We start from the raw sequence: 19,695 nt of genomic DNA on the forward strand, positions 1-19,695 counted from the left end.
TTCATATTTGATTTGTAATTTTGTCATTATTATGATTAAATCGTCAAAATTACCTGTGGTGTAGCTGTAGTTTGGCCATGGGCGTGTTCTTACCCTCTGGGCCTCACCATGACCGCACAACTGCTTATCCGCAATGTCAGCCTGACAAGTACCACCGCAAGTTATGACCTGTACTTCACGTACACGGCTGATTACACGATTGCATCGGGTCAATCATTGGGTTTTCGCATCCAAGAAAACAGCGCCCATTTGACGCTCGATGTGGTCAGCACATTGGGGGGCAAAATTTACAGCCAAGGGCTGGGCAGCCATGCGTTTTCCTGGGCTACCTACATCACCAGCCTGGACCCCGCCAAAACCGAGGTTCAAGTTGGTCGCGTGACATGGCAATCCACTTTGCCTGTGACGGACTGGGCTCCTGTTTTGAGTCAGTTGGGGGGCACCGACACGGACACAGCCAGCATGGGCTTTGGCCAGGTGTTGAGCAGCGCCCAAACGGCGACAGCCGTGCCTTTGTCCACTTCATCATTGGCGGCCTACACCGCCAGCACCAGCGTGATGGCTTCGCCGGGCTTGAATATTGAGGGGACGGGGGCAACCGACAGCTTGCAAGGCAGCTTTGGTGATGACACGATCAACGGCCTGGCAGGCGACGACAGCATCGACGGCCAAGCAGGCAGCGACAAGATTTTGGGCGGTGATGGCAACGACAAGCTGGCGGGCAACTACGGCAACGACAGCCTGTATGGCGAAGCCGGTGACGACACGCTCACAGATGATCAGGGCGCCAACTACCTGGACGGCGGTGATGGCAGTGACAACTTGACGGCCAAGTCCTTGACAGGCAGCCAAAACTTGCTGGGTGGTCTGGGCAACGACAACCTGAATGCCACCGGTGCTGTGGTGAGTCTCAGTGGTGGGGCGGGCGATGATTGGATCTATGCCGATGGCCAATTACGCAATGCGAACTACAACAACATGGGCAATGTGATCGCTGGCAAAGCCGTGTTGACCGGCGATGCGGGCAATGATGACCTGCACGTCAACAGCTACTCGATGGCGAGCATGTCAGGCGGCGATGGCGACGATAACCTCAAAACCTATGGCACGCGCATGGCGAGCTTGTCGGGTGATGCCGGTAAAGACAATTTGGCGGTGATTTACAACACCTGGGCGAGCCAACAAACCGATGGCAATGGGGTCAAGGACATCAGCTTTTTGCTCGATGGCGGGGCCGAGGATGACACGCTGTCAGCGGGTGGAACTTCATACAACGCCAATTACTTCAGTTCTCTGACAGGCAAAGTCAGCTTGGTCTTGCGCGGTGGCAGCGGCAATGACATCTTGACGGTGATGGACGACACCGCTGGCATGAACAGCAACAACTATGGTGAAACCAACCCCTATGGCGTGGCGCAAGCCATGTTGGACGGTGGTGAAGGCAACGACGTGTTGTCGGTAGGCGGCGTGTTGCAAGCCACGCTCTCAGGTGGTTCGGGCTCCGATGTCTTCAGGCTCACGGCACAAGAATTCAAAACCTTGCAGGAAGGCACCCGCAAGTTCATGACCGAGGCCGGTTCGGTCGACATTGTGCCCACAGCCATGGTGATCACCGACTTTGCAGCCGGTGCAGGGGGCGATGTGCTGGACTACACGGACTTGCTGCGCAACGCGGCCACCAGTTACGACGGCTCCAACCCATTCACCAGTGGCTATCTCAAGCTGGTGCAAAACGGTGCCGACACCTGGTTGCAGGTGGATGCAGATGGAGGTATGGGTTTACAGAACACGCCGCTCACGCTGGCCGTGCTCAAGAATGTGACGGCCAGCAGCTTGCTCAGTGCGAACTTCAGCCCCAATTATTCGCCCAATGGAGACGCCCCGACGCCATTGAATGTGACAGGCACCAGCTCAGCAGAAACATTGTCAGGCGGTTTTGGCAACGACACGATCAGCGGCCTGGCGGGCAATGACAGCATCGATGGCCAAGCGGGCAGTGACAAAATTTTGGGGGGTGATGGCAACGACACCTTGGTGGGCAACTACGGCAACGACAGCCTGTATGGCGAAGCAGGTGACGACACACTCACAGATGATCAGGCTACCAACTACCTGGATGGGGGCGATGGCAGCGACATGTTGACGGCCAGGTCCTTGACGGGCAGCCAAATCTTGCTGGGGGGGTTGGGCAACGACAACCTGAACGCCACCGGTGCGATGGTCAGCCTCAGTGGTGGCTCGGGCGATGATGCGATCCATGCCGATGGCCAATTGCGCAATGCGAATTACGCCTATGTGGGGAATGTGATGGGGGGCCAAGCCGCATTGGCGGGCGATGCGGGCAATGATCACCTCAACGTCAACTTTTACGCGATGGCGAGCATGTCAGGCGGCGATGGCAACGACAACCTCAATGCCAACGCCACGCGCATGGCGAGCTTGTCGGGTGATGCCGGTAAAGACAATTTGGCGGTGATTTACAACACCTGGGCGAGCCAACAAAGCGATGGCAATGGGGTCAAGGACAAAAGCTTTGTGCTCGATGGCGGGGCTGACGAAGACACCCTGTCGGTGGTGGGCAATTCCTACAACGGAAACTTCACGGGTCAATCTGGCCAAATCACAGCAGTGCTGCGCGGTGGCAGCGGCAATGACCTGTTGTCGGTGATCGACGACAACGCGGGCCTGAACAATATCAACTATCTTGGAACCAACCCCTATGGTGTGGTGAAAGCCACGCTGGACGGTGGCGATGGCAACGATGTGTTGTCGGTGGGCGGCGTGTTGCAAGCCAGTCTCACAGGTGGTGCAGGCTCGGATGTCTTCAAGCTCACGGCGCAAGCGTACAAAACCTTGCTGGAAGGCACGCGCAATTTCTTGACCGAAGCCGGTTCTGTGGGCATTGTGCCGACCGCCATGATGATCACCGACTTTGCGGCGGGTGCAGGTGGCGATGTGCTGGACTATTCGGACTTGCTGCGCAACGCGGCCACCACTTACGACGGCTCCAACCCGTTCACCAGTGGCTATCTCAAGCTGGTGCAAAACGGTGCCGACACCTGGTTGCAGGTGGATGCAGATGGAGGTATGGGTTTACAGAACACGCCGCTCACGCTGGCAGTGCTCAAGAACGTGACGGCCAGCAGTTTGCTCAGTGCGAACTTCAGCCCCAATTATTCGCCCGATGGGGCAGCCCCGATCCCGCTGAACCTGACCGGCACCATCGCAGCAGAAACATTGTCAGGAGGATTTGGCAACGACGCGATCAGCGGCTTGGCGGGAGATGACAGCATCGATGGTCAGGCCGGCAGTGACAAAATTTTGGGGGGTGATGGCAACGACACCTTGGTGGGCAACTACGGCAACGACAGCTTGTATGGCGAAGCTGGAGACGACACGCTCACAGATGACCAGGGCACCAACTACCTGGACGGGGGTGACGGCCGTGACAACTTGACGGCCAGGTCCATGACAGGCGGCCAAACCTTGCTGGGTGGCTTGGGCAACGACAACCTGAACGCCACCGGTGCGGTGGTGAATCTGAGTGGTGGCGCGGGCGATGATGCGCTCTATGCAGAAGGTCAGATGCGCAGTGCCAATGGCAGCATGATGGGGAATGTGATCGGAGGCACAGCCATTTTGTCTGGCGATGCGGGCAATGATTACCTGAGCGTCAACAACTATTCCATGGCGAGCTTGTCCGGAGGAGAGGGGGATGACGCCTTTACCCTCGTCAACAACAGGCTCGCCTCCATCTCAGGGGATGCGGGCAATGACTGGATGGCGGTGAGATACGACACCTGGGCGAGCCAGCAAACCGATGGCAATGTGGTCAAGGACAGAAACTTTGTGCTCGATGGTGGTGCTGACCAAGACACATTGATGCTGTCAGGCAATTCTTTCAACGGAAACACCACCAGTTCATCTGGCCAAGTCACAGCGGTGCTGCGGGGTGGCAGCGGCAATGACATCTTGTCGGTCATGGACGAAAGCGCCGGCATGAACAATTCCAACTATGTCGGGACCAACCCCTATGGCGTGGCGCAAGCCACGCTGGACGGTGGCGATGGTGAGGATGTGTTGTCGGTAGGCGGCGTGTTGCAAGCCACGCTCACAGGCGGTGCGGGCTCGGATGTTTTCAAGCTCACGGCGCAAGAATACAAAACTTTGCTGGAGGGCACCCGCAAGTTCTTGACCGAAGCCGGTTCGGTGGACATGGCGGCTACCGCCATGGTGATCACCGACTTTGCAGCCGGTGCAGGGGGTGATGTGTTGGATTACTCGGACTTGCTGCGCAACGCGGCCACCAGTTACGACGGCACCAACCCGTTCACCAGTGGTTATCTCAAGCTGGTGCAAAACGGTGCCGACACCTGGCTGCAGGTGGATGCCGATGGCAATGCAGGCACGCAGAGCGCGCCGCTGACCTTGGCAGTGCTCAAGAATGTGACGGCCAGCAGCTTGCTGGGTGCGAACTTCAACCCCAACTACCCGCCGGATGGTGCAGCGATCACCTTGGTACAGGGCACTTCGGGCGATGATGTGCTGGGCGGCACTTCGGGTACTGACTATCTTCTGGGCAATGCCGGTAATGACCAGCTGATGGGCAGCGAAGGCCATGACACGCTTGATGGTGGGGCGGACTATGACTTTGTGAACTACAGCAACCTCACCCAAGGTGTGAACCTGAACCTGCTGACAGGTGTTGCGTCAGTCGGGGCTTCCAGTCAATCGGTGCAGAACATTGAATCGGCCACGGGCACTGCGTTTGATGACCAGATCACCTTGGGCCGCAGCGGTGGCTTAGCCTATGGTGCACAAGGCCATGACACCTTGATTGGCAGTGTCGGCAACGATGTTTTGGTGGGCGAAGCTGGCAACGATCTGGTGGTGGGTGGCGAGGGGGATGACTCGACCACCTATTTCCTGGGCAGCGAACGGATTGACCAATGGGTCCTCACGCAAGAGGGCACCCACAACTGGTCTTTGAAGTCGGGCAGCGCCACGATGTTCAAGTTGCAGGCCAACGCGGATCTCACCTGGACGGTCACCGATACGCGTTCTGACAGCCCACATGGGGTGGACACACTGCAATCCATTGAACGCATGTGGCTGGATGGTGTCGATGGCAACAACCAGAGTTTCCGTCAAACCTTGGTGTTGGGCTTCAACGCGAACGTGCCTTCGGTGCAGGCCTTGACGGGCACGTCGGGCAACGACTTGTTGATCGGCACTTCTGGCGACGACGATCTGGCAGGTGTGGGGGGCAACGACACCTTGCTGGGCATGGATGGCCATGACAATTTGCAGGGTGGTGATGGCCATGACAGCTTGGTTGGCGGCGCAGGCCATGACGCGCTCGACGGCGGCGCGGGCAACGACACGCTGGACGGTGGACCCACGGGTGATGATGTGCTTCGTTTTTCGGGCGCCACCACAGGTGTGGTCGTGGACCTGGCTGCAGGCACCGCCCAAGATGGGCAAGGCGGCTCGGACATCTTGACGCACATTGCGAATGTGGATGGCACGCGCTTCAATGACACCTTGCAGGGCAATGACCTGAGAAATCATTTCAAGCCGGGTGCGGGGGACGACAGTGTGAATGGCGGTGCCGATGGTGGTGACGTGGTCATCTACAACGATTTCAGCACTGCGGCGGACATCAACCTCAAGGCCGGTTATGCCCGCGGTGCAGACATCGGTCAAGACGCCCTGACCGGTATCGAGTCGGCGCACGCCACACAAGGCAACGACACCATCACCATGGGTGACAACGGTGGTTATTTGTTTGCGGAGCGTGGCAATGATGTGATTTATGGCGGCGCGAACGGCAACTGGATCAACGCAGGCCCAGGCGATGACACGATTTATGGGGGGGCTCGAGGTGGCAGTTACCAAGGCGATCAGGGCAACGACCTGATGGTGGGCGGAGCAGCACAGGACATCGCCGAGTACTACTGGGGCAACACACCGATTCAGTCCATCAGTTTGATGAACAATGGCATGAACGTCTGGAAGGTCAGCAGCAATGGCATGGACTTGTTGTCCGTCAGTGCGCTGCCGGCTGGCAATGGCACCACGGAGTGGACCGTCACAGACCTGCGCACAGGTGCCAACGTGACCAACATGGGCACCGACCGTTTGGTCGGTGTGGAACAACTGGTGTTGCACGGAGTGGACGCGAACAACCAGAGCGCTGCAACAACGCTCTACATGTCGAGCAACTATGGCCCCGCCCTGTCGCTGACTTCGCCTCATGTGATCACGGGCGGCAGTGGCAACGATTGGCTGGTGGGCTCCTCGGGTGACGACACCATTTATGGCATAGGCGGATCAGATGACATCCGTCCGGGAGCGGGCAACGACCTGGTCGATGGTGGTGAACGGTCTCAGCACAATGGCGTGGACTACAGGGATGCCACCAGCGGGGTGGTGGTGAACCTGGTCGCGGGTACAGCTGCAGATGGTCAAGGTGGCCAGGATGTGCTGCGCAACATTCAAGAAGTAGAAGGCAGTGAATACAGTGATGTGATCACCCTCAATCGCTGGAATATAGCGATTGCAGGGGGTGGTGACGATACGCTGGTCAGCGCTAAGGGTTACGCGGTCATGGTGGGTGGTGGGGGTAACGATCAGTTGACCGGCCTTGATGGGTCGGACATGGCTGTGATCGGTGTGCCAGGAATGACTTCAAGCAATTGGCGCATGGATTCGGATGACGCTGAGGGGTGGGTGCTCAAAATTGATGGTGTGGCGACTTCACACATCACGCCCAACGCCTCCGGGTCACAAGACTGGACGGTGACGGATCTGAGGGACGCATCCTTGCCCACATACCAGGGTGTGGACACCCTTCAAAACATCAAATCATTGGTGTTTTTTGATCCTGAAAGTGATTTTGTAGCGATCAATGTCCAGTTGCCAGCCCATGGCAGCAACGAGGGCATTCGCGTTTTCAATGCCTTCATCGGCAACACGGAATTATCCGGCGGCAATGACTCGCTGACCGGCACATCCGGTAACGACTATCTCCTGGGCTTTGAAGGCAACGACACCTTGGTCGGCGGCCCTGGCGATGACCTGCTGGTCGGTGGCGAACAGCGCAACCTGACCTGGAAGACGGAGGGAAAGACCTTTGATTACAACGATTACGACACCGCCAATTACAGCCAACTCAGCTCGGGCGGTGTGCAGCTGAACCTGTCTGACATGACGGTTACTGGTCTGGCAGGTGCAGACATCGGCACAGACATGCTGCGTGGCATCGAAGAGGTGCGCACCACCCGGCAGACAGACCGGGTGATCGGCTCGCTCGGGGAATTGTCTGGCAACGACGAGGCTGCAGGCGATCAGCACTCGGTCAACCTGTTGGGCTTTGGCGGTAACGACCAATTCATTTTGGATCAGCAGGTCAACATGCCCTGGGTGAATTCGCCATGGCTCAACTACAACTGGTCACAGACCGGCGTTCAACTGAGCTACACCGGTTTCACGGGAACGGTGAGCTATGGCGCAGCGGGCAGCCAGCAAGCGGGCATGGACACCCTGGAGCGCATCAGCTCTTTTGGCGACACGCGCTTTGAAGATGCGTTTGACTTCAGTGGCATGACAGAAAACCACTTGTTGGGTGCCAGCCACAACTACGTGGGCTTGACCTATGGCAACGACAAGGTCGTGGGCAATGGCAACACGGTGGTCAGCGTGCAGTCTGGCTTCAACATGATGAGCACCACAGGCCAAGGGATCGTGGTGTATTTGGCGGCTGAAGGCAACAACGCCAAGGTGGACATGAGTCACCTGAGCATCAATGGCCAATCGCTGGGGGTCAAGACTCTGTCGGGTGTTGACCAAGTGCGTGCGACGGACTTTGCAGACACCTTGGTCGGCGGTGCCTACGATGATTTTGAAGGTTTCCGTGGCCGTGGCGGCAACGACTACATTGACGGCGGTGCGGGCACCGACCGTGCGGAATATCTGGGCTCCAACCTGGGCGTCAAAGTGAACATGGCTCAGGGCCAGGCTTGGGCCATGGGGATCGATGCATGGGCTTCGCCTGCCAGTCAGGTCATGGGCGTGGCAGCCAGCAGCTACCCGATGGGCAACTACACCCTCAATGCCAGTGGTACCTGGGTGATGGACAACATTGGCGTGGATACCTTGCGCTCGATTGAGCGCATTCGCGGCACGCAATACGACGATGTTTACGACGCACGGGGTTTCTCCAGCAAGTCGGCCAACGCGGGCAGCAATGGTGCCTGGAACGAGTTCGATGGCAAAGGCGGTAATGACACCATCCTGGGCAACGGTGCCACACGCATTGTCTATTACGACGCCAGCGTAGGTGTCGAAGTCAATATGGGCACAGGCAAGTCCTGGGCACTGGATGCGGCCAAGCGCACAGGCGAGTTGGCCCAAATTGTGGGCGAAGACACCTTCAGCGGTGTGTACCAGGTGGCAGGCTCGGCACTGGACGATCTTTTGGTCGGCGGGGGGGCTGGTCGCATCATGGGGGACTTGTCTATCGAAGGCTTCATTGGAGGCGCGGGCAGCGACACTCTGGATGGCATGGGCGGATGGGACGAGGCCTACTATTGGGACGCCCTGCAAGGGATCTCTGTGGACATGGGTCTCAGTGCAGGCCAGGTGCAAGACGGCATGGGCGGCACGGACACGCTGATCGACATCGAGTACGTGGGGGGCGGCAACTTTGACGATGTGATGCTGGGCCGGGATGACAACACAGCGCAGGAGAGTTTTGCTGGCGCGAAAGGCAACGACACCATCGACGGGCGAGGTGGTTACGAAGAGGTGGCCTATACCTACAAGTCGCCCACATCCGGCGTGGTGGTGAACCTGGCCACAGGTCAGGCACAAGACGGTTTTGGCACGGTGGACACGCTGATCAACATCGAAGGCGTGGAAGGCTCGGACCTGAACGATGTGATCATCGGCAATGCACAAGACAACCGCCTGGACGGCCGTTTGGGAGACGACACCCTTGACGGTGGTGGCGGCAACGACTGGGCTGAATACAACAACGTGGAGGGCGGGGTCACCGTCGACCTGTCCACCGGCCAGGCTATGGGTGCAGCAGGCCAAGACGTGCTCAGCAACATCGAAAACGTGATGGGCTCGGTCTACAACGACCAATTGACGGGCAATGCAGGCAGCAACGTGCTGCTGGGTGGTCGGGGCGATGACAGCATCGATGGTGGTGCGGGTGTGGACACAGCGGTGTTCTCGGGCAACGTGGCCGACTACACCATCAGCACGTCTGCAGCAGGCATCACCACGGTCAAGGCCAATGTGGGGGCTGACGGCACTGACACCCTGACGCGCATTGAAAGTATGGCCTTTGCAGACAAGACGGTCAGCCTGGCACCCAATGTCTTGCCCACAGGCGTGGTCAAAGTCACAGGCATCGCCACGCAGGGCAAGACCCTCACGGCATCCAACACCATGGCCGATGCCGACGGCATGGGCTCGGTGAGCTATCAGTGGCAAGCCAATGGCCAAGCCGTGCAGGGTGCAACAGGCAGCACGTTCAAATTGGGCCAGGATCAGGTGGGTCAATCCATCAGCGTGACTGCCAGCTACACCGACGGCAATGGGCATCAGGAATCGGTGAAAAGCACATCCACCACCAAGGTGCTGAACATCAATGATCTGCCCACCGGCAGCGTCACGGTCACTGGGCTGGCGCAACAAGGGCAGACCCTCACGGTCACGCACAAGCTGGCCGATCTGGATGGTATGGGTCAGGTGAGCTACCAGTGGTATTCGGATCAAGGTGCCATAGTCGGTGCGACGGCAGATGTGTTCACCCCCACGCAAAATCATGTGGGGCAACACCTGTATGTGCGCGCCAGCTACACCGATGGTTTTGGCAAGGCAGAGTCCATGTTCAGTGCGTCGACAGGGCCTGTTTTGAACCTGAACGATGCGCCTGAAGGGGGTGTGAGCATCGTTGGCAATACCTGGGCTTCTCAAACCTTGTCGGTCGATCTGTCGGGTTTGAGTGATGCAGACGGCTTGCCACCAGAAGGAGACTTTGGCTATCAGTGGTATGCCAACGGCGAGTTGATTGAAGAAGCTAACCAGGCCACGCTGGATTTGACGGACGACCATGTGGGCCAGCGCATCAGCGTTGAGGTCAGCTACCTGGATGGTGGCGACACCGAAGAGGTCATAGCCAGTGAAGCCACCACAGAAATCCTGCCCCAGGATTCACCAACCGAAGGCAGCTTGACCATCACCGGTGTGGCCATGCAAGGTCAGGCTTTGCATGCCCTGGAGGCCTTGCAAGATGATGACGGCATGGGACCTGTGAGCTTGCAATGGTTGGCCGACGGTCAGGCCATTGGCGGTCAAACCACAGACACTTTGGTGCTGACGCAGGCGCTGGTGAACAAACGCATCAGCCTCAATGCAACTTATACAGACGGTCATGAGAACCTGGCCATTTTCACCAGTGCAGAGACGGCATTGGTGGCCAACGTCAATGATGCGCCCACAGGCAGTGTGACCATCTCGGGCACGGCCAAACAGGGTTTGGTGCTCACAGCCAACAACACCTTGGCCGATGCAGACGGCATGGGCGCGGTGGCCTACCAATGGAAGGCCAATGGTGTGGCCATTGCGGGCGCCACTGGCAATACGTTCAAGCCAGTTGCGGCGCAGGTCGGGCAGAAAATTTCTGTCACCGCCACCTACACCGACGGCTTTGGCACGGTGGAGAGCAAAACCAGCTTGTCAACCGCAGCAGTGGTGACGGGCTACAGCATCGCCGCTTCTGGCACTTCTGTGAACGAAGGGTCTGCGGTGGTGTTCACTGTGACCACTACGGATGTGGCAGTCGGACAGAGTGTGTCTTATGCGCTCACGGGCGTGTCGGCAGCCGATGTGGTGGGGGGGAAGTTGACGGGCACCGCGGTGGTGGGCAACAACGGCAAGGCAAGCTTCACGGTGAACCTGGCCGCTGACTTTGTGACTGAGGGCTCAGAAGTCATGTCAGCCAGCGCGGGGGGAGCGACCGCCAAGGTCACGGTTCTGGATACGTCGTTGGCCAGCAGCAGCAGCAATTGGTCGAGTTTGAGCCATGGCAGCGTCCGGGCGTTCAATCCATTGACAGACCGGTTGTTGATTGACAACAACGGTTTGAGCGCCAGCAGTTTTTACCTGACATGGAACGGCTCGACCGCAGTGACCCTGGTCGGTGGTGGCAAAAGCATCACCTTGAACACCGACAGCAAGTCGCTGAGCAGCGCGAACATGGTGTTCTCCAATGGCAGCGTTTTGCTGGTGGGTGACAACTCGGCATTCACAACCAACGACGACAGCGCGAACACGCTGACGGGCACGGCTGGGGCCGATCATTTCTACGGACTGGGTGGCAACGATTCTTTGGTGGGGGGGGACGGCAACGACATCTTCAACACGGGCTACGCCACCAACAGCATTGGCAATGACACCATCAACGGTGGTGCCGGTGATGACACCTTGGCCTATCCCAGCACAACGCCCACAACACCTGTGGTGACCGTGAACCTGGCCACAGGCATGGCCACCAGCACGCAAGGCAGCGTCAAGCTGATCAGCATTGAGCGGGTTTGGGGCACTGCGGGCAATGATGTTTTCATCGGTGGCGATATTTCGCACACCACCGATGCACAAGGCAATCGCATCACGGAGGTGTTCAGGGGCAATGGCGGCAATGACACGATCCAGGGGGATGCGGGCGACTTCTTCACCATCGCCGACTATTCTTCCAACACAGGTGCTCAAGCTGTGAGTGCGAACCTGGGCACGGGCATCGTCAGTGATGGATGGGGCGGCACGGATGTGTTGCTCAATGTGGACGGCGTGGTGGGCGGCGCAGGCCATGATGTGATCAGCGGGGGCAGTCAAAGCCGCGATGCAAGTGGTTTCTTTTTTGAGCTGCTGCGCGGCAATGCGGGCAATGACACGCTCAACGGCAACAACGCCAATACCGGGGGCTCGTATGCCAGCAGTGACCGTGCCGACTACAGCACCAGCACGGCTGCAGTGACCGTGAACCTTGCCACAGGTGTGGCGCAAGATGGCATGGGCGGCACGGACACCCTGATTGACATTGACCAGGTGTACGGTGGCAGTGGCAACGACTGGATTGTGGGCAGCAGTGATCGCGATGTGCTCGATGGTGGTGCAGGCAATGACACGCTGGATGGCGGCGCCAATTCGGACAATGTCCGTTATTGGCAATCAACAGCGGGTGCCATTGTGAACTTGAGCGCCACGGCACTGGTGGTCAATGGTGCAACGGCCAAAGTGACCGGCTTGACAGGCGTGGTGACGGTGGCCGGTGGTACCGCTATGGATGGCATGGGGGGCGTGGATACGCTCATCAACATTGAAAACATCCAGGGCTCGAACTACAACGACTATCTGCGTGGCAGCGACGATGTCAATGTGCGGCAGTTCTACACGGGCTTTGCCGGTAACGACACGATCGACGGCGGGGCAGGCATTGACATCGTGACCTTTGTCGACACGCCCTTGAGCATGGGTGGCATCAACGTCACGTTGGGCAGCACCCTTGCGGACAAAAAAGGCGGTGTGGATACCTTGATCAACATCGAAGGTATTTCCGGCACGCGTTCCAACGACACCATCGTGGGCAACAGTGGGGACAACTGGCTGCGCGGCGATGGTGGCAGCGACATTTTGGATGGTGGTGCGGGCAACGACTGGGTCTTCTCCAGTGGGGACCCTGCAGGTGTGAACATCAATTTGACGACCGGTTTGGCCGTGGATGGCTGGGGTGGTGCCAACAATGTTTTGGGCTTGGGCGGTACAGACACCCTGAAAAACATCGAGCACGCAGAGGGCTCGGATTTCAACGATGTCATCACGGGCAGCGCCACCAACAACCAATTGGTGGGTCGCGATGGCGATGACACCATTGACGGTGGCGCCGGGGCCGACACATTGGTTGGCGGTGCCGGTAACGACACTTATGTGGTGGACAGCGCCGCTGATGTGGTGTCAGAGGCGACGGCGCTCAATGGCACGGTGGACGCAGGCGGTGTGGACGGGGTCAACAGTTCGGTGAGCTACACCCTGGGTTCTTTTGTCGAAAACCTCAGCTTGACGGGCAGTGCGGCCATCAACGGCACAGGCAATGCCCTGAACAACCTGATCGTCGGCAATGCTGCAGCCAATACCCTCAGTGGTGGCGCAGGCGATGACACTTTGGCAGGGGGTGCGGGCAACGACACGTATGTGGTGGACAGCACGGCGGATGTGGTCTCGGAAGCCACGCTGCTCAACGGCAGCATTGACGCAGGTGGCACCGATCTGGTCAACAGTTCTGTGAGCTATACCCTGAGCGTGTTTGTGGAGAATCTGACTCTGACGGGCACTTCGGTCATCAACGGTACAGGCAATGCTTCGAACAACGCGATCACGGGCAACGCGGCGGCCAACTGGCTCGACGGTGGTGCGGGCCATGACATCTTGAACGGTGGTGCGGGTGCCGACACGCTGGTCGGTGGTGCAGGCAATGACAGTTATGTGGTGGACAACGCCGCTGATGTGGTGTCAGAGACCACTATGCTTAACGGCAGCATTGATGCCGGGGGTACCGATCTGGTCAGCAGTTCTTTGAGCTACACATTGGGCAGCTATCTCGAAAAACTCACATTGACGGGCAGCACGACCATCAATGGCACGGGCAATGGCTTGAGTAACACCATCACCGGTAATGCTGGCGACAACGTTTTGGACGGTGGCCTGGGTGCCGATACGCTGATCGGTGGGGCAGGCAATGACAGCTATGTGGTGGACAACGCGGCTGATGTGGTGTCTGAGAGCACGCTGCTCAATGGCAGCATTGACGCCGGTGGCACGGACGTGGTGAACAGTTCGGTCAGTTATGCATTGGGTGCATTTGTCGAGAACTTGAATCTGACAGGGGGCTCAGCCATCAATGCAAGCGGCAATGCACTGAACAATCTGATCACAGGCAACGCCGCAGCCAACACGCTCGATGGTGGTCTGGGCGTGGACACACTCATCGGAGGTGCTGGCAACGACACCTATGTGGTCGACGATCTGGCCGATTGGGTGTCTGAGGCCACCTTGCTCAATGGCACAGTGGATGCAGGTGGTGTGGACCAGGTCAACAGTTCGGTGAGCTATGCGCTGGGTGCGTTTGTCGAGAACCTGAGCCTGACGGGAAGCTCGGCCATCAACGGCACAGGCAATGGTCTGAACAACTTGATCACTGGCAATGCTGCAGCCAACACGCTGGACGGTGGTCTGGGTGCGGACACCCTGGCCGGTGGCGCGGGTGATGACGTGTATGTGGTCGATGATGCGGCCGATCTGGTGTCGGAGAGCACCTTGCTCAACGGCTCCATCGATTCAGGCGGGCAAGATCAGATCAACAGTTCCGTGAGCTACACGCTGAGCGCTTTTGTAGAGAACCTGTCACTGACCGGGGGCGCAGCCATCCATGCGACGGGCAATGCACTGAACAACTTGTTGGTGGGCAATGCTGCTGGCAACACCCTGGACGGTGGAATGGGTGCCGACACGCTCACCGGGGGTGCGGGCAATGACAGCTATGTGGTCGACGATGCCTCCGACGTGGTGTCCGAGAGCACATCGCTCAATGGCAGCGTGGATGCTGGGGGGGTGGACCAGGTCAACAGTTCGGTGAACTATGTCTTGGGCAACTTTGTCGAGAACCTGGGTTTGACTGGCGCATCAGCCATCAACGCAACGGGCAATGCATTGAACAACGTCATCGCTGGCAATACGGCTGCCAACTTGCTCGACGGTGGCCTGGGGGCAGATACGCTCATGGGCGGTGCTGGCAATGACACCTATGTGGTCGATGATGCGGCTGATCAGGTGTCTGAGGCGACTTTGCTCAACGGCACGGTGGATGCAGGCGGCGTGGACCAAGTCAACAGTTCGCTGAGCTATGCGCTGGGCGCGTTTGTCGAGAACCTGAACCTGACGGGCAACTCGGCCATCAACGGCACAGGTAATGCACTGAACAACCTGATCACAGGCAATGCGGCAGCCAACACTTTGAACGGTGGCGCAGGAGTGGACACTTTGTCTGGTGGCGCCGGTGACGACCTGTATCTGGTGGACAACCTGAATGACGTGGTTTCCGAGAGCACTTTGCTCAATGGCACAGTGGATGCCGGTGGTGTGGATCAGGTCAACAGTTCAGTGAACTACACCTTGAGCGGATTTGTTGAAAACCTGCTGTTGACGGACACCTTGGCGATCAATGGAACGGGCAATGCGCTGAACAACCTGATCACGGGCAATGCTGCTGCAAACGTCCTGGACGGTGGCGTGGGCGCTGATACGTTGATCGGTGGTGCGGGCAACGACACCTATGTGGTGGACAACTTGGGTGATGTGGTGATCGAAGCCACCTTGCTCAATGGCACGGTGGATGCCAGCGGGATTGATTGGGTCAACAGCGCTGTGAGCTACACATTGGGCAACAACCTGGACAACCTGACGCTGACCGGCAGCGCTGCGATCAACGGCACAGGTAATGCACTGAACAATGCCATCACCGGCAACACCGGTGCCAACTGGCTCGATGGCGGGGCAGGCAACGACACCTTGAACGGAGGTGCCGGCGCTGACACATTGACCGGGGGCGCAGGCAACGACACCTATGTGGTGGACAACACAGGTGATGTGGTTTCTGAAGCCACTTTGCTCAATGGCACGGTGGATGCGGGCGGAACAGATCTGGTCAACAGCGCATTGACTTACACACTGGGTAACTATGTAGAAAACCTGACGCTGACCGGCAGCTCTGCGATCAACGGCACGGGCAATGCACTGAACAACTCTATTTCAGGCAACGCCGCTGCCAACTGGCTGGATGGAGGGGCAGGCAATGACTGGCTCAATGGTGGTACTGGCGCTGACACGCTGGTGGGTGGTGCAGGCAACGACAATTATGTGGTGGACAACATGGGAGATTTGGTTTCCGAAACCACCTTGCTCAACGGCTCGATTGACGCGGGCGGTAACGATACGGTCAGCAGCTCATTGGCCTATACCTTGGGCTCATTTGTGGAAAACCTGACACTGACCGGTACCAGCGCGATCAACGGCACAGGCAATGCACTGAACAACGCCATCACCGGCAACACGGCTGCCAATTGGCTCGATGGCGGCGCAGGCAATGACACCTTGAGGGGCGGACTTGGCGCAGACACGCTGACCGGTGGTGCAGGTTCTGATCGCTTTGGCTTTGCGGCGGGCGACGCTGGTACCAGCTCTGCTTTTGATGTGATCACCGATTACCTCAAAGGCGCTGCTGGCACGGGCGATTTGATCGACTTTGCCCCCAATTTGGTGGTGGGAGGATCTGCATTGGCTGCCACCGCAACAGAAGCATCCATCAACGCTGCGACAGGCTTGACGACCTTTGCAGCAGGCACAGGCCTGACCTTGGCCGATGCTGTGGCGAAGATCAATGCACGCTTTGTGTCTGCTGCGGACTCCGGGGGAGAGTTTGCACTGTTCAAAGTCAACGGTGCGGGTGACTATTACCTGTATGTCTCTGACGGCAGTGTGGCGACCACTGACGTGGTGGTCCAACTGGTGGGCGTCACCTCCGTTGCGGGGATCAACCTCAACAGTGGAGATTTGACCCTCACGGCGTGATGAAGCCGTGTGCGATGGGGGCCTGCGGATATGATGATTTGCAGGGTGACTTCTATCTCCCAGCGGGCAACACACGGCTCATCTCGTAGGTCGGCGGTCGAAGACTCCGACATGGGCCTGTGCCAAAGGCTGAAAACGTCGGACTCTGCGAGTGCTGACCTGCGGGGCGTTGCCATCTCGCAGGTCGGCGGTCGAAGACTCCGACATGGGGCCTGTGCCGGAGACTGAAAACGTCGGACTCTGCGAGTGCCGACCTGCGGGGCGTTGACATCGCGTAGGTCGGCGGTCGAAGACCCCGACATGGGGCCTGTGCCAAAGGGCTGAAAACGTCGGACTCTGCGAGTGCCGACCTACGAGATGACATTTCTCGCACATTTCAAACTTCAGCGTGCCGGGTCATTGATATGAAACCAAACGACTTCACCCATCAGGTTGGCCCCTTTTGCAAGTGGGCACTTATGTGGTGAGAGCAGCCCCTTCTTTCATGCTGCCAGACACTTTGGGGTTTTCTTTAGGAAGTCCCATTTCGGGTTTCAATTCATCCTTGCGTGCCAGGATGCGTTCACCCAAGTCGACCATATCCAACTTTGTGGATTTCGCTTTGGGAAACATTTCGTTTTGTTCTTCTTTGACGTGGTGTTTCACATACTCAGCCATCACCTTGATTTTGGCGTCGAACATTTCACCATCGGGCTCTATGCCCTCTACCTGGGAAATCAAATCCTTCAACGTTGCATGCTCTACGGTTGCTTCGGGCACCAACTCCTTGTCACGCAAAGCAGCTTTGACAGCGGGATAAAAGATTTCTTCTTCCACCTGCGCGTGCACGCTCAACTCAGTGCAAATTTTGCTCACCAATGTTTTTTTCTTGGACACCGACCGTGTCTTTTCATATTCGGCAAACAGTCCACTGACCAATGAGTGATCTGCTCGCAAAATGGCGATTGCGTCTTTCGGTTTAGATCCCGTCTTGTTGCTGTGCTTGGCTTGCGCACGGCTATTCGCAGAAGTGTTGGTTTGAGGGGTTTTTTTTGCCGCGTTCGCACGGTTGGAAGTTGCCATTTTCAAGCCCCTGTTGAAGTAGAAAGTGCAGTGAAGATAGTTCAGTTGGTGCATTTATTCTGTGTGCAGGAATACACATGAAATCGCACCGAGTTGAATGTGCTGCTGCGGCTGGCCTTGCAAGCCACCGATGTGGTGGCCTCACTGGTGGTGTCTTTGCAGGCCAATGGCAAAGATGTGTATGCGAGTCGGTGATGTGGTTCGGTTTTATGACATTTGCAGCTAGAGGCGCCATCGCACCACGAGTATCACAGGGCCGCAGTTTTGCCCAAGTCGGCGAAGTTGCTGATCTTCACCGAGCCGTCCGGAAAGCGGGCGACGATATCCAACTCTCCACCCATGGCCTCGATGTGGCTGCGCAGGGTTGAGAGGTACATATCGGTACGCTTCTCGATTTTGGCAATGGAGGGCTGCTGGACATGCAGAACTTCGGCCAGCATCTTTTGTGACAAGCCTCGGGCCTGACGCAGTTCGTTCAAGGGCATTTCGGCCAACAGGGTCTTTGCCTCAGCATCGGCGCGTTGAAGCGCCTCAGGCTTCATCTGTGCGCGAAGATCAGAAAATTTCTTAGCCATGGGTCTTTCCTTCCTTTTGAAGTTGTTCGATGTGTTCGTCATAAAGACGATCCGCCAGTGGGATATTCACGACATACCAGCGACCATCACCTGTCTTGTCTCCACCTATCAACAAGATGGCGTTTCGCAAGGGGTCAAATGCATAAAGCGTTCTAAGCGGTCGGCCAAGATGCTGGGTCCGCAGTTCACGCATATGGCCATGTTTTGAACCTTGGATGCCACTGCTGTGCGGAAACCCGAGACTCGGACCTCGCTCTTCAAGCAACTGGACAGATGCGGCCACGCTGATTTGCTCTTCTTCAGACAATCCAGCCCACCAATCGCCAAACTCGTCTGTGTATTCAACTTCCCATTTCATGGCGTCAATATAACTTTCATGGAATATTCCGTCAAGGGAATGAATTTTACAGTTCAACCCCCACGCGAATTGCTGCCGCGATTGTCGCGACGTTGTGGCGACCATTGATTTGCCCCTATTTTGAGAGGATCAGCCCATGCAAACTCCCCCAACTCCCTGACCTTTCTGATCAAAGCCGTGGCCTTTGCCGCCGACAAGCACCGCAACCAAAGGCGCAAAGACGCCGAGGCCTTGCCCTATATCAATCACCCGATTGCGCTGGCCAATGTGTTGGCCAACGAGGGCTGCGTGCAGGATGTGACGGTGCTGTGGGCCGCCGTGTTGCACGACACCATCGAGGACATTGAGACCACGGCCGACGAGTTGCGGGGCGTTGACATCGCGCAGGTCGGCGGTCGAAGACCCCGACATGGGACCTGTGCCAGAGGCTGAAAACGTCGGACTCTGCGAGTGCCGACCTACAAGGCGTTGACATCTCGCAGGTCGGCGGTCGAAGACCCCGACATGGGGCCTGTGCCCAAGGCTGAAAACGTCGGACTCTGCGAGTGCCGACCTACGGGGGCGTTGACATCTCGCAGGTCGGTGGTCGAAGACTCCGACATGGGGCCTGTGCCTCAGGCTGAAAACGTCGGACTCTGCGAGTACCGACCTACGGGGCGTTGCCATGTCGCAGGTCGGTGGTCGAAGACTCCGGCATGGGGCCTGTGCCAGAGGCTGAAAACGTCGGAGTCTGCGAGTGCCGACCTGCGGGGCGTTGCCATGTCGTAGGTCGGCGGTCGAAGACCCCGACATGGGGCCTGTGCCAAAGGCTGAAAACGTCGGACTCTGCGAGTACCGACCTACAAGGCGTTGACATCTCGTAGGTCGGCGGTCGAAGACTCCGACATGGGGCCTGTGCCAAAGGCTGAAAACGTCGGACTCTGCGAGTACCGACCTACAAGGCGTTGACATCTCGTAGGTCGGCGGTCGAAGACTCCGACATGGGGCCTGTGCCAAAGGCTGAAA

General features: G+C 57.9%; 4 protein-coding genes and 1 pseudogene. 2 read left to right on the forward strand and 3 right to left on the reverse strand.

The window, feature by feature from the left end; all coding sequences use genetic code 11:
* Positions 1 to 108: 108 nt before the first annotated feature.
* A complete protein-coding gene (locus tag H663_RS30470) occupies positions 109 to 16,695 on the forward strand; it encodes a type I secretion C-terminal target domain-containing protein (protein WP_053174185.1) in 16,587 nt (5,528 codons plus the stop codon).
* Positions 16,696 to 17,151: 456 nt separating this feature from the next.
* On the opposite strand, the gene H663_RS30475 is transcribed toward H663_RS30470, so the two are convergent.
* The 3 genes from H663_RS30475 to H663_RS30485 form a co-directional block, all read right to left on the reverse strand.
* Complete coding sequence (locus H663_RS30475; protein WP_083451357.1) at positions 17,152 to 17,757, reverse strand: hemerythrin domain-containing protein; 606 nt, start codon at positions 17,755 to 17,757, stop codon at positions 17,152 to 17,154.
* 248 nt (positions 17,758 to 18,005) lie between these two features.
* Positions 18,006 to 18,332 (reverse strand): XRE family transcriptional regulator, encoded by a 327-nt coding sequence (locus H663_RS30480; RefSeq protein WP_053174187.1) that lies wholly within the window; start codon positions 18,330 to 18,332, stop codon positions 18,006 to 18,008.
* A complete protein-coding gene (locus H663_RS30485; protein ID WP_083451358.1) occupies positions 18,325 to 18,690 on the reverse strand; it encodes a type II toxin-antitoxin system RelE/ParE family toxin in 366 nt (121 codons plus the stop codon). Before H663_RS30485 ends, H663_RS30480 begins: the two co-directional genes overlap by 8 nt.
* 156 nt (positions 18,691 to 18,846) lie before the next feature.
* Between H663_RS30485 and H663_RS30490 the strand changes: the two are divergent.
* Positions 18,847 to 19,080 (forward strand): annotated as a pseudogene (locus H663_RS30490) (HD domain-containing protein); the annotation flags it as partial.
* Positions 19,081 to 19,695: the final 615 nt, after the last annotated feature.

The organism is Limnohabitans planktonicus II-D5, from assembly GCF_001270065.2.
Classification (GTDB): domain Bacteria; phylum Pseudomonadota; class Gammaproteobacteria; order Burkholderiales; family Burkholderiaceae_C; genus Limnohabitans_A; species Limnohabitans_A planktonicus.